At 66.3% G+C, this 12428-nt stretch carries 11 protein-coding genes; 7 read left to right on the top strand and 4 right to left on the bottom strand.

Translation table 11 applies throughout. From position 1 onward, the window contains the following. Nucleotides 1-29: 29 nt before the first annotated feature. Nucleotides 30-884 carry a 4-hydroxybenzoate octaprenyltransferase gene (gene ubiA, locus DIR46_RS09395; RefSeq protein ID WP_109345006.1) on the bottom strand — a complete coding sequence of 285 codons (855 nt, stop codon included), beginning with the start codon at nucleotides 882-884 and terminating at the stop codon, nucleotides 30-32. A gap of 309 nt (nucleotides 885-1193) precedes the next feature. Between ubiA and DIR46_RS09390 the strand changes: the two genes are divergently transcribed. The 5 genes from DIR46_RS09390 to DIR46_RS09370 all read left to right on the top strand — a co-directional run bounded on the left by DIR46_RS09390 (nucleotide 1194) and on the right by DIR46_RS09370 (nucleotide 7859). Next, nucleotides 1194-2696, top strand: coding sequence for a PhoX family protein (locus DIR46_RS09390; protein WP_109345005.1), 1503 nt, complete (start codon nucleotides 1194-1196; stop codon nucleotides 2694-2696). Nucleotides 2697-2732: 36 nt separating this feature from the next. Continuing rightward, nucleotides 2733-3299, top strand: coding sequence for a PEP-CTERM sorting domain-containing protein (locus DIR46_RS09385; RefSeq protein WP_229446559.1), 567 nt, complete (start codon nucleotides 2733-2735; stop codon nucleotides 3297-3299). Between the two features lie 77 nt (nucleotides 3300-3376). Next, nucleotides 3377-3985: a TetR/AcrR family transcriptional regulator gene (locus tag DIR46_RS27745; protein ID WP_109345003.1), complete on the top strand. Its 609-nt coding sequence runs from the start codon at nucleotides 3377-3379 to the stop codon at nucleotides 3983-3985. 14 nt (nucleotides 3986-3999) lie between these two features. Beyond that, a complete protein-coding gene (locus DIR46_RS09375) occupies nucleotides 4000-6045 on the top strand; it encodes a prolyl oligopeptidase family serine peptidase (protein WP_109345002.1) in 2046 nt (681 codons plus the stop codon). Between the two features lie 143 nt (nucleotides 6046-6188). Continuing rightward, nucleotides 6189-7859 (top strand): mechanosensitive ion channel family protein, encoded by a 1671-nt coding sequence (locus DIR46_RS09370; protein WP_109345001.1) that lies wholly within the window; start codon nucleotides 6189-6191, stop codon nucleotides 7857-7859. Here the strand turns inward: DIR46_RS09370 and DIR46_RS09365 are convergent. Then, complete coding sequence (locus DIR46_RS09365; RefSeq protein ID WP_109345000.1) at nucleotides 7837-8778, bottom strand: hydrogen peroxide-inducible genes activator; 942 nt, start codon at nucleotides 8776-8778, stop codon at nucleotides 7837-7839. The two genes, DIR46_RS09370 and DIR46_RS09365, sit on opposite strands and share 23 nt — an antisense overlap. A 154-nt stretch (nucleotides 8779-8932) precedes the next feature. Here DIR46_RS09365 and DIR46_RS09360 point away from each other — a divergent pair, with 154 nt between their 5' ends. Continuing rightward, nucleotides 8933-10114, top strand: a complete 1182-nt coding sequence (locus DIR46_RS09360; protein WP_109344999.1) for a PilT/PilU family type 4a pilus ATPase — start codon at nucleotides 8933-8935, stop codon at nucleotides 10112-10114. A gap of 23 nt (nucleotides 10115-10137) precedes the next feature. Beyond that, a complete protein-coding gene (locus DIR46_RS09355; protein ID WP_109344998.1) occupies nucleotides 10138-10611 on the top strand; it encodes an adenylyltransferase/cytidyltransferase family protein in 474 nt (157 codons plus the stop codon). 8 nt (nucleotides 10612-10619) lie between these two features. Here DIR46_RS09355 and DIR46_RS09350 read toward each other — a convergent pair whose 3' ends face one another. Together DIR46_RS09350 and DIR46_RS09345 are read right to left on the bottom strand one after the other, a co-directional pair. Next, nucleotides 10620-10985, bottom strand: a complete 366-nt coding sequence (locus tag DIR46_RS09350) for a hypothetical protein (protein ID WP_109344997.1) — start codon at nucleotides 10983-10985, stop codon at nucleotides 10620-10622. 28 nt (nucleotides 10986-11013) lie between these two features. Then, a complete protein-coding gene (locus tag DIR46_RS09345; protein WP_229446558.1) occupies nucleotides 11014-12423 on the bottom strand; it encodes an FAD-binding oxidoreductase in 1410 nt (469 codons plus the stop codon). Between the last annotated feature and the right edge of the window lie 5 nt (nucleotides 12424-12428).

Genomic DNA, 12428 nt, shown 5'->3' with positions numbered 1-12428 from the left:
GTTGTGGGGTGAATGCCTTTTGGACAATATTAACCTAATGCATAGTCGAGCGCGACACCAATGAACAGTGCGGCCCCCAGCCAGTTGTTGTGGCGGAACGCCTTGAAGCACTTCATGCGGTCCCGATCGCGGATCAGGGTGTAGTGGTAGAGCGCGATGCAGCCCGCCACCGCCACCCCGCCCACGAACCACCAGCGCAGGCCCAGCGACCAGCCGCACAGCAGCAGGATCGCCAGCGAGGCGCCATAGCACAGCATGATCGCGGCCACGTCGAAGCGCCCGAAGGTGATGGCCGAGGTGCGCATGCCGAGCTTGAGGTCGTCGTCGCGGTCGACCATGGCGTAGGCGGTGTCGTAGGCCACGGCCCAGAACACATTGGCCACCAGCAGCCACCAGGCCACGGCCGGCACCCCGTCCTGCACGGCGGCGAAGGCCATCGGGATGCCGAAGCCGAAGGCGATGCCGAGATAGGCCTGGGGAATCGCGAAGAAGCGCTTGAAATAGGGATAGGTGCCGGCCACGATCACCGCCACCACCGACAGCTGCTTGGTCAGCGCGTTCAGCGGCAGGATCAGGAGGAACGACACGATGGCCAGCACCGCCGCCACCATCACCGCTTCCTTGCCGCTGATCTTGCCGCTGGTGAGCGGGCGGTCGACGGTGCGCTTGACGTGGCGGTCGAAGTCGCGGTCGGCGTAGTCGTTGATGGCGCAGCCGGCGGAGCGCATCAGTGCCGTGCCGATGACGAAGATCGCCAGCACCTGCAGGTCCGGCACGCCGCCGGACGCCATCCACAGCGCCCACAGGGTAGGCCACAGCAGGAGAAGAATGCCGATCGGCTTGTCGGCCCGGACCAGGCGGAAATAGAGCGCCAGCTTGTTCATGGTGAATCGCGTCTTGACGGGCAAGAACTGTTGAGCGGAAGACAGCGATTCTAGCCGGTTTATCCGTGTGCGCCCAATCCGGCCCGTCCATGTGGGCGCCATCTCCCATGCATGACAACGGCGTGTATTTCTCAGATGGCGAATACATGATTGTTGTCTTTTTGTCGTCATCGAGTTGACATTTTTGTTTGTTTTAATGCATCAGTCCTACCGGGGGTGGTAGGGACGGAACGGACCTGATGCACGGGCGCCGCCAACGACACCAGACGCCGGACCACCGGCTCGATTCCTATTCTTTGGAGCATCTCGATGAACGAACACGATATGTCGCCTTCGCGGCGCAACCTGCTCAAGGGCATGGCCGGCGCCTCCGCGCTGCCTTTCGTCGGCGCCTTCGCCGCGCTGCACGCCCGCGAAGCGCTGGCGGCCAATGGCGCGACCGCCCTGGTCGACAGCCCCTACGGCCCGATCGCCCCGGTCAACGACCTGAGTACCGGACTGCCGCTGCTGCAATTGCCGCCGGGTTTCAGCTACAAGAGCTATGGCTGGCGCGGCGACACCATGAGCGACGGCCGTCCCTGCCCGGGCGGCCACGACGGCATGGGCGTGATCGTCACGCGCAAGGTCGGCCGCGTCACCGAGCAGGTGTTGGTGCGCAATCATGAAATCAGCGGCAGCGCCGCTGTCAATTTCATCAATGCCTATGGCCTGTATGACACCGGTAACGTCAGCGGCAGTTCGAGCAACCGTTCCTGCGGCGGCACGACCAACCTGGTGTTCCGCGACGGCGACTGGGTCAGCATGACCCCGAGCCTGGGCGGCACACAACAGAACTGCGCCGGCGGCATCACGCCCTGGGGCACCTGGCTGACCTGCGAAGAGATCGGTTCGGACACGGTCAGCGCCGGCGGCAAGAAGCACGGCTACGTGTTCGAGGTGACGGCCGACCCGCAGCAGGTGAGCGGCCAGCCGATCGTCAATATGGGCCGCTTCGCGCACGAAGCCGCCGCCGTCGACCCGACCAACTCCAACGTCTACCTGACCGAGGATTCGTCGGGCAAGTCGGGCTTCTACCGCTACGTCCCCGACGTCAAGACCGGCGCGCCCGGCTCGCTGGCCATGGGCGGCGTGCTCGAGATGGCCAAGGTCAAGGGCCGCAACAACGTCAACCTGGCGGTGGCCTCGGTCGACGACACCTATGAGCTGGAATGGGTGCCGATCGCCAATCCGGACGCCAACCGCGGCAATGGCGTGGGGCTGAACGGCGAGACGATCAACAGCGCCGCCGGCCCCTTCGTGCAGGGCTGGATGAAAGGCGCGCTGCGCATGAACCGCGGCGAAGGCATCTGGTATGCCCAGGGCAAAATGTACGTGATGGACACCTCGGGCGGCCACGTCAACCGCGGCGCGATCTGGGAACTCGATCTGGCGCGCCAGACCCTCAAGTGTATCTATTCGAGCCCGAGCCAGCTGGTGGGCAATATGGGCGACAACCTGACGGTCAGCCCGCGCAACGCGATCCTGATCTGCGAAGACGCGTCGAGCGCCATCACCGACCATTTCGGCTACGGCCAGCGCCTGATGGGCCTGACGGGCGCCGGCGACGCCTACATCTTCGCCAAGAACAATATCAACCTGACGGCTGAACAATTGCAGGGCGCTGGCAAGCTGACCTCGCTGGCCGGCGATCGTCGCGGCAACGAATTCGCGGGCGCCTGCTTCGACCCCACTGGCCGCTACCTGTTCGTGAACATCCAGACCCCTGGCGTGACCTTCGCGATCTCGGGCCCGTGGGCCAAGGGCCCGCTGTAACCGTCACCTTCAATCACAAGGAACCCGAACATGACCATGAACAAACTCGTCGCCGCCACCGCCGTTGCCCTCAGCGCGCTGACCTTTTCGCACTCCGCCAGCGCCGTCGTCCTGACGAGCAGCAGCGGCGCCAATATCGTGACCAACTACAGCGAAGCCGGCGTCGTGTCCTTCGACCTCGACCTGGTCGACTTCAGCACCACCACGTTGAACTTCGTGCTGGAAGAAGCCGACCTGGCCGGCCCGCTCAGCTTCAACGCCATCATCCGCAACCTGGTGGGCCTGTCGATGTACCAGTTCAACTTCGGCCTGCAGGGGATCGGCTACGCAACGGCGGGCAGCGTGTCCTCGTTCTCCGGCGCCGCGGCCAGCTACTCGGGTAACTACGCCGTCATCAAGTTCGCCAATGGCGAGACGGCCGACACCCTGTTCGGCAACCCGACCATGCTCGACGGCCGCAGCGACTGGCTGCTCGACACCAGCGGCCTGTCGGCGGGCGACACCTTCTCGATCGTGGCGCAGGTGCCGGAACCGTCGACCGTGGCGATGATGCTGCCGCTGCTGGCGGGCCTGCTGCTGGCACGCCGCCGCAAACGCGATTGAACTGTCAGGCAAGGCGTTTGACATGCCTGTCACTTGGTGACATAGTAAACGTCACTAAGTGACAGGCATGGAGCATCATGGGAGTGCAGGACGAAGCGAAGCTGGCGGTATCGCGCCATGCGGCAAGGCTGTTCGTGGAACGGGGCGTGGCCGCCACCAGCGGCGACGACATCGCCGCCGCGGTCGGCCTGTCGAAGCGCACGGTCTGGCGCTACTTTCGCAACAAGGAAAGCTGCGTCGAGCCGCTGTTCGATGCAACCTCGCTGCGCTTCATCGCCATGCTGCGCGACTGGCCGCGCACTGCAGCGATCGAGTCCTGGCTGCAGGACTGCCTGGGGCGTGAGCGCGCCCCCGCCGACCTGGCCGACGACGTGCTGGCCGTACGCCTGCTGGCCATGCTGCCGGACGAGCCGGACCTGCGCGCTTCCTGGCTGATGGCGACCCAGCGCGCCGAGGACGCGCTGGCCGGGATCGTCGCCGACCGCCTGGAGCGTTCGCCCAGGGACCTCGAGGTGCGGCTGTGCGCCGCGACCGTCATGGCCGCCATCCGCGTGGTCGACGAAAACATCAGCATCGCCGCCGTGAAGCACCGGCAAACCTTCACCAACCAGGACGTGATCGACCGCCTGGCGCATGCCATCCGCGTGGCCAGCACCCTGCCGATCTGCGATCCCGTCCTTGCCTGACAAGGAGAACCGCCATGCACCCAACCGCCTATCCCGCCACCCGCCGCACCGATACCGTCGACGTCCTGCACGGACAGCGGATCGACGACCCTTACCGCTGGCTGGAAGGCGATGCGCGCAGCGACGGCGAGGTCGCGGCCTGGATCGCGGCGCAGAACGCCTTGACGAACGCCTGCCTGGCCGAGCTGCCGGGCCGCGCGGTCTTTCGCGCGCGGCTCGAGGCGTTGCAGAATCACGAGAAATTCACGGTCCCGCGCGAGCGGGGCGGGCGTTATTTCTACACCCGCAATCCCGGCCTCGAGAACCAGGCGACCCTGCTCGTGCGCGAGGGCGTCGACGGCTTGGTGCGCGTGCTGATCGACCCCAATACCTGGTCCGAACACGGCACGCGAGCGCTGGCCGAATGGGCGCCATCGAGAGACGGCGCGCTGCTCGCCTACGCCGTGCAGGAAGACGGCGCCGACTGGCGCACCATCAAGGTCATGGAGGTCGCCACCGGAAAAATCCTCGACGATGCATTGGCCTGGGCCCGCTTCACGACCATTGCATGGATGCCCGATGGCGCGGGCTTTTTCTACACGCGCTATCCCGAAGCGACGGCGGGCGACGCCGCCCTGGCCAACCACGCGGTCTATTTCCATGCGCTGGGCACGCCGCAGTCGAGCGACCGGCTGCTGTATGCGACACCTGAGCGGCCCGAGCTGCTGCACTTCGTCGAGGTGACCGACAGCGGACGCCATGCGGTGATCACGTCCACGCCCGGCACCCAGACCAACAACCTGGTCGTCATCGACCTGCACGACGAACGCTGGCAGCCGCGCACCGTGGTCAAAGGCTTCGACGCCGAATGGTCGCCGGTGGGCGACGCCGGTAATACCTTGTACCTGCTGACCAGCGAGCGCGCCGAACGGCGCCGCATCGCGACCCTCGATCTGGCCGACCCCGGCGCCCTGCCGCAAGACCTGATTGCGCAGGACAGCGCGGTGCTGGGCGACGCGCGCCTGGTTGGCGGCCGCCTGATCGGGACGTACCTGGTCGACGTGAAAACCCAGCTGCGGCGCTTCACGCTCGAGGGCCGGCCGGATGGCGTGGTGCCGCTGCCCGGCATCGGCAGCGCGGGCGGCTTCCAGGGCCATCCCGATGACAACGAAGCCTTCTTCGTGTTCACCAGTTTCAATGCGCCGACGACGATCTACGGCTACGACGTGGCCGCGAACACGGCAAGCGTGTGGGCGGCGCCGACGGTCGACGCCGATCTGAAGAACATCGTGGTCGAGCAGCGCTTCCATGCGGGGCGCGACGGCGCCCGGGTGCCGATGTTCCTCATCCGGCGCAGCGACGTCGCGGGGCCGGCGCCGACCCTGCTGCACGGTTACGGCGCTTTCGGCATCAGCATGATCTCGTACTACGAGCCGAGCCTGCTGGCCTGGATCGAGCAGGGAGGGATCGTGGCGATCGCCAATATCCGCGGCGGCGGAGAATACGGCAAGGCCTGGCACGAGGCGGCCCGTCTCGACCGAAAGCAGACCAGCTACGACGATCTTCTGGCCGCCGCGGAGTACCTGCACACCCAGCGCATCGTGACGCCGGACGGCCTGGCCGTGCATGGCGAATCCGGCGGCGGCCTGCTGGTGGGCGCGGTCGTCAACCAGAGACCGGAGCTGTTCGCGGCCGCCTTGCCCGGCGTCGGCGTGATGGACATGCTGCGCTTCCACCGTTTTACGGGCGGACGCCTGTGGATGGGCGAGTTCGGTGATCCCGCCAACGAGGCGCAGTTCCGCAACCTGCTGGCCTATTCGCCCTACCACAACGTGGCGGCCGGCAAACCCTATCCGGCCATCCTCGCCACGACGGCCGATACCGACGACCGTGTCGTCCCTGCTCATACCTTCAAGTACGTCGCGGCGCTCCAGCACATCGATGCCGGGCCGCGCCCGCACCTGGTGCGCATCGAGACGCAGGCTGGCCATGGCGCCGGCAAGCCGACCGCCAAGGCCATCGCCGAGATGGCCGACAAATGGGCGTTCGCCGCGCATTGGACGGGATTGCAAGTGAAATGAGCGTAGAAGCCCGGCAATAGTGTGGGGGCGGGCGCGGCCGGATGCTAGACTTTGCTGGCGGACATCAGTGTCCGTTTGCATTTTCTGGATATACATTTTGTACCGCATCGGCCAGATGCCCAGTCAAAGGAGTCGACTTGCTTATGCGTTTTCATTTCCGTTTCTTGCTGCTGCTCCTGATCGCCCTGGCGGCGCCCCTGTCACCGACCGCCTTCGCCGCCGGCCAGGCGGAGGAAGCGGCGCCCGCCGAGGAAGTCATTCCCGATCCGCTCAAGCGCGAGACGCCGCGCTCGATGGTGTCGGGCCTGATTTCCGCCCTGGCCGAGCCCGATTACGATCGCGCTGCCCAGTACCTCGACATGCCGGCCGGGAGCAACCGCCAGCGCACCAACGCCATCACCCAGGCGCGTAATTTCCATTCGCTGCTGGACAACGGCGGATCGCTGTCGCCGTTCGTCGCGTTGTCGAACGAGGCCATCGGCAAGATCGACGACGAGCTGGCGGCCGAGCAGGAAAACGTCGGCGTCCTGACCATCCAGGACAAGAAGGTGCCGATCCTGCTGACCCGCGGCCAGGACGGCGACCACCAGGTGTGGCGCGTGTCGCGCGAGACGATCGACCAGGTCGCGCAGGCGGCGCGCAAGGAGCCGGTGGCGCAGGAGCCGGACAAGAATGAATTCACCATTGCCGGCGCGCCGCTGAAGGACTGGGCGATGCTGATCGGGCTCGGTGTCCTGATCTTCGGCGGCCTGTGGACGGTGGCGGCCCTGATCGTCGCCGCCATGCGCAAGCTGGTGCCCGACGCCGGCGCCAACGGCCTCGTGCGATTCATGGAGGCGGCGCTTCCGCCGGCCAGCTTATTGATCGCGGTCGGACTGTTCTACAGCTGGGCCGAACGGCTGCCGGTGTCGATCGTTGCGCGCACGACCCTGCTGCGCTATACCGGCATCGTTTCGGTCATCGCCCTGGTGTGGTTCGGCCTGCGGCTGATCGACGCGGTCGCCGAGCTGGCCACCGCGCGCATGCAGCGCAGCCAGCGGCGCCAGGTGGTGGCCGTCATCACGCTGGCGCGCCGCGCCGCCAAGATCCTGCTGCTGGCGTTCTCGGGCGTCGCCATCCTCGGCACCTTCGGCATCGACGTCACGACCGGTATCGCGGCGCTGGGTATCGGCGGTATCGCGCTGGCGCTGGGCGCCCAGAAGACGGTGGAGAACCTGGTCGGCAGCGTCACCGTGATCGCCGACAAGCCGCTGCAGGTGGGCGACTTCGTCAAGGTGGGCGACGTGGTCGGCACCGTGGAAGACGTGGGCATCCGCTCGACCCGCATCCGCACCGGCGAGCGCACCATCGTCACGATCCCCAACGGCGACCTGTCGGCGCGCCAGATCGAGAACTTCGCGGCGCGCGACCGCTTCCTGTTCAACCCGACCATCGCGGTGCCGCTCGGCACCCCGTCGGCCAGGCTGAAGGAGGCGATCACCATCGTCCAGCAGGTGCTGACGGAAGAGAAGAACATGGCCGAGGGCCATCGCGCGCGGCTGGGCAGCATCAACGATCGCGCCTTCAACATCGATGTCTGGTCGTACATCAACGTGAGCGAGTTCGACACCCAGGTCATCATCCGCGAGACGCTGCTGCTGAAGATCCACGAGCGGCTGGAAGCGGCCGGCATCCCCTTCGCCTTCCCGACCCAGAAGATCGTGTTGTCGCGCGAGCAGACAGGCGCCCGAAACCAGCCGGGTGGTCCTGGCGAGGAAGGAGAGGATGCAGGCCTGGTGACGCTGGATAAGACTATGCCGCCGCCTCGAGCGTGACCATTTGCACGCCCGGCAGGTGGCATTCGCTCACCGCGCGCACCACCGCGTCGATCGCGGCGCGGCGGGTGAAGCTCTTGCGCCAGGCGATCACCACGCGGCGCGACGGCGCCGGCGGCAGGAAGGGCACGTAGGTGAGCAGGCCGTTCGGATCGTGCAGGTCGGCCACCGAGGCGCGCGGCAACACGGTCAGGCCGATGCCGCTGGCGACCATGTGGCGGATCGTCTCGAGCGACGAGCCTTCGAAGGTGCGTTGCATGCCGTTGCCGGGCGCCGAGAAGCGCGCCATTTCCGGGCACACTTCGAGCACCTGGTCGCGGAAGCAGTGGCCGGCGCCCAGCAGCAGCATGGTCTCGTTTTTGAGGTCTTCGGCCGAGATTTCCTTGCGGCCCGCCCACGGATGGCTCTTCGGCATGGCCACGATGAAGGGTTCGTCGTACAGCGGCTGCACCGACATGCCATGGTCGGGCAGCGGCAGCGCCATGATGGCGGCATCCAGCTCGCCCTGGCGCAGCAGCTCCAGCAGCTTGTGCGTGTAATTCTCTTGCAGCACCAGCGGCATCTGCGGCACGGTGTCGATCAGGTTCTTCACGAGCGGCGGCAGCAGGTAGGGGCCGATGGTATAGATCACGCCCAGGCGCAGCGGGCCGGCCAGCGGATCCTTGTTCTGCTTGGCCAGCTCCTTGATGGCGGCGGTCTGTTCCAGCACGCGCTCGGCCTGGGCCACGATCTGGGCGCCCAGCGGCGTCACGGAGACTTCGGAGCCGCCGCGTTCGAACAGGGTCACGCCCAGCTCGTCCTCGAGCTTCTTGATGGCGACGGACAGGGTGGGCTGGGCCACGAAACAGGCTTCGGCGGCATGGCCGAAGTGTTTGGCGCGCGCGACGGCGACAATGTATTTCAGCTCGGTCAGTGTCATGTTTTATGTGTTTCGGGTAGCGCACCCTGGCCGGCGCCGGGACGGCGGACCGGGGCGGTACACCCGTTTTAGCCATGAAATATTAGTTTAACGAGAATCATAGTCGATATAATTGCCCGGCGACCTACACCACTGCAATTTTTGAAAGGCCCGCATGTCCTCGACATTCGGCCCGGCGGAAGCCCAGGCCTATATCCACAAGCTCCTCACGGTGATGCACCACCAGGGCGGCTCCGACCTCTTCATCTCGGCTGACTTTCCTCCAAGCATTAAACACCAGGGGGCGATGAAGGCGCTCAGCCAGCAGCGCCTGACGGGCGAAGTCACGCGCGCACTGGCGCTGTCGATCATGAACGAGCGCCAGCGCGCCGAGTTCGAGGCCGAGATGGAGTGCAATTTCGCGATTTCTCTGCCGGGCGTCTGCCGCTTCCGCGTCAACGTCTACGTGCAGCAGCAGAGCGTGGGCATGGTGGTGCGCACGATCGCTTCCGAGATCCCCAATTTCGAAAAGCTCGACCTGCCCGAAGTGCTCAAGGACGTGGTGATGACCAAGCGCGGCCTGGTGCTGGTCGTGGGCGGCACCGGTTCCGGCAAGTCGACCACGCTGGCGGCGATGATCGACTACCGCAACAGCAACTCGGCCGGCCACATCATCACGGTGGAAGACCCGGTGGAGTACGTCCACAAGAACAAGCAATGTCTGGTGACGCACCGCGAAGTGGGTGTCGACACCCTGTCGTGGCATCACGCGCTCAAGAACACGCTGCGCCAGGCGCCGGACGTGATCCTGATCGGCGAGATCCGCGACACCGAGACCATGGAACATGCGATCGCCTTCGCCGAGACCGGCCACCTGTGCCTGGGCACGCTGCACGCCAATAACGCCAACCAGACGATGGACCGCATCATCAACTTCTTCCCGGAGGAGCGGCGCAATCAGCTGTTGATGGACTTGTCGTCGAACCTGCGCGCCATCGTCTCGCAACGCTTGGTGCGTACCGAGGATGGAAAAGGACGCAAGGCGGCCATCGAAATCCTGCTGAACACGCCGACCATCGGCGAGATGATCCTCAAAGGGAACTTCCAGAACATCAAGGAGATCATGCACAAGTCGCGCGAACTGGGCATGTGCACCTTCGACCAGGCCTTGTTCGAGCTGTACAACAAGGGCTTGATCGGCTACGACGAGGCGATCCGCAATGCCGACTCGGCCAATGGCCTGCGCCTGCAGGTCAAGCTGTCGGGCGAGCGGGAGCCGGGCGCCGCTGCCGCGCGGCCGGCCGAGCTGTCGATGGCGATCGAGGAAGAACCCGACGAAGACTCGCCGAAACACTGACATTCGCTTTATTTTTTTGCCTTATGCCTTCATTCGAAAACAAGATATGCACGCGCGCCGAGCTGGCTGCGCGTATCGCCGCATTGCCGAAACCGGTCGTGCTGACCAACGGCGTGTTCGACATCCTGCACCGCGGCCACGTGACCTATCTGGCGCAGGCGCGCGAACTGGGAGGTTCGCTGGTGGTGGCGGCGAACACCGATGCCTCGGTCAAGCGCCTGGGCAAGGGCGACGACCGCCCTCACAACACCCTGGCCGACCGCATGGCGGTGCTGGCGGCGCTGGAATCGGTCAGTCTGGTGGTCGAATTCGACGAGGACACGGCCCTGGAGGTGGTGCAGGAAGGCCGGCCTGACATCTACGCCAAGGGCGGCGACTACGTGATGCACCAGATCCCCGAAGGCAAGGCCGTGCTGGCCTATGGCGGCCGGGCGGTGGCGATCGACTTCGAGCACGACCGCTCGACCACCAAGCTGGTCGCGCGGATCCGCGGCTGACTGATTCTTCAGCCTGCCGTGGCGGGTGTGCGGTCGTATTGCACCACGCCGCCCGCCGACTGCGTGAACACCAGGTCGCAAGCTGCGAAGACTTCCGCGCTCACGCCATCGTGGACCGAGTCGTAGAGCCATGCGGCCATCGCGGCGTTCGTCGCCTGCATCTCGATTTCCTGGCCCGGTTTGCCCGCTTGCAGCGCATCGACGAGTTCCTGGACAAAGAAGGGGATGGCGCCCGCGGTCCATTCGGCGCCACGTTCGCGCGCCTCGGCTGCGCGCGGTTGCGCCATCGCCATCAGCGTGCCGGCATCGACCTGGGTTTCCATGGCCAGGGTGGGTTCGGAGTGGTCATCGGTCGTGAAGACACGTATCAGCATGGTATCGGCTTTCGTTTCATTGGCTGGATCAACCCCTATGGTACGCGTCCCACAGCTTGTAGCGGAACCTGTACGCCGGGTCGACCCTGCGCTTGAGCGCGAAGAAGCGCTCGGCCTCGGGATAGGCGGCGTGGAATTGCGCCACGGTCGCGTGGATCTGGTAGGGCAGGTAGTAGGAGCCACCCAGCGCCGTCGCGGCGTCGACCAGCGCGCGGGTCCAGGCGCGCACCGCGTTCCGCTCGCGCGGCGCGGTGTACTGGCGGTAGTACAGCACGAAGGCGAACACGTCGCTGCGGGCCCAGGCCAGCAGGGTGCCGGGATCCTTGCGCGCATGGCGGATCGAAACGTTGATGACGTTCACACGGTGCTGGCGCAGGATGGCGCGCAGCCGCCCGGCGAAGCGCTCCAGCGCAGCGACCGGCACGAAATACTCCTGCAGCGCATAGGTCGTCCCGGCGCCGGCCAGCGGCGCGAGCGAATGGATGTCGAGGCCGGCCTGGTGGTTGCGCCACTCGACCGCGTCGGTCGAATAGAGCAGCGGCTCGAGGATGCGCCGGCGCAGCTCCTTGCCCCAGGGCGAAGCCGAGATCACTTCCTGCAGCCGGCGTTCGACGCGGTAGTCGCCGCCCGTGGCGGTGAGGCGGTTGGGCAGCGTCACCGCGCGGAGGGTGCGCGAATAGGTCACCGCGCGCACCAGCGTGTAGTCGTCGGGATACAAGGTCGCGTTGTGCATCACCGCGTCTGGATCGGCGCCGATGCGCGCTGCGAAGAAGCGGCGGTAGCTCGACAGCGACATGACTTGCGAACGTCGCTCGAGTGGGGCATTGTCGGCCAGGCGCAAGGTCGCTTCCACGATCACGCCGATGCCGCCATAGCCGCCGATCGTGCCGTAAAAGAGGTCGCTGTTGCGGGTGGGGCTGGCGGTGACCAGCGCGCCGTCGGCCAGCACCAGCCGGATCGCCTCCACGCTCGAGACCAGCGGCCCTTGCCCGACGTAGCGGCCGTGGGCATTGACGCCGAGCGAGCCGCCCACGGTGAAATCGGCATACGACTGCATCACCTGCAGCGCCAGGTCGTGCGGGTCGATGACGGCCTGGATGCGGCGCCAGGTGATGCCCGGCTGGACCGTGATGCGGCGCTCGGCGGGCACGAAGCGTACTACCTGGTCGAAGCCGCGCATGTCGAGATGCAGCGAGCGGTCGGCGGCGATCTGGCCGCCCATGCTGTAGCGGGCGCCGCCGATCGAGACCGGGCCGGCGTGGGCGCGCAGCGCGGCCACGATCTCGTCCACCGTGCGCGGAACCAGGATGCGCTCGACGGTCACCGGGTTCAGCTGCGTCGCGTCGTTCACCACCGGCTGGCGGGCCAGGGCGGGCAGGCCGAACGCGGCGAGGGCGAGCGCCAGGCGGCGGCGGGTGGGCAGCGGCGATCCGGGCAAGCGAC

The organism is Massilia oculi (genome assembly GCF_003143515.1).
Classification (GTDB): Bacteria; Pseudomonadota; Gammaproteobacteria; order Burkholderiales; family Burkholderiaceae_D; genus Telluria; species Telluria oculi.
Note: the sequence above shows the minus strand (reverse complement) of the source record. Positions and strands in the feature narration are given on the sequence as shown.

What these genes read in the sequence shown, in the direction of transcription:
- ubiA (WP_109345006.1), bottom strand. Translation starts at nt 884, where the DNA reads ATGAACAAGCTGGCGCTCTATTTCCGCCTGGTCCGGGCCGACAAGCCG.
- DIR46_RS09390 (WP_109345005.1), top strand. Translation starts at nt 1,194, where the DNA reads ATGAACGAACACGATATGTCGCCTTCGCGGCGCAACCTGCTCAAGGGC.
- DIR46_RS09385 (WP_229446559.1), top strand. Translation starts at nt 2,733, where the DNA reads ATGAACAAACTCGTCGCCGCCACCGCCGTTGCCCTCAGCGCGCTGACC.
- DIR46_RS27745 (WP_109345003.1), top strand. Translation starts at nt 3,377, where the DNA reads ATGGGAGTGCAGGACGAAGCGAAGCTGGCGGTATCGCGCCATGCGGCA.
- DIR46_RS09375 (WP_109345002.1), top strand. Translation starts at nt 4,000, where the DNA reads ATGCACCCAACCGCCTATCCCGCCACCCGCCGCACCGATACCGTCGAC.
- DIR46_RS09370 (WP_109345001.1), top strand. Translation starts at nt 6,189, where the DNA reads ATGCGTTTTCATTTCCGTTTCTTGCTGCTGCTCCTGATCGCCCTGGCG.
- DIR46_RS09365 (WP_109345000.1), bottom strand. Translation starts at nt 8,778, where the DNA reads ATGACACTGACCGAGCTGAAATACATTGTCGCCGTCGCGCGCGCCAAA.
- DIR46_RS09360 (WP_109344999.1), top strand. Translation starts at nt 8,933, where the DNA reads ATGTCCTCGACATTCGGCCCGGCGGAAGCCCAGGCCTATATCCACAAG.
- DIR46_RS09355 (WP_109344998.1), top strand. Translation starts at nt 10,138, where the DNA reads ATGCCTTCATTCGAAAACAAGATATGCACGCGCGCCGAGCTGGCTGCG.
- DIR46_RS09350 (WP_109344997.1), bottom strand. Translation starts at nt 10,985, where the DNA reads ATGCTGATACGTGTCTTCACGACCGATGACCACTCCGAACCCACCCTG.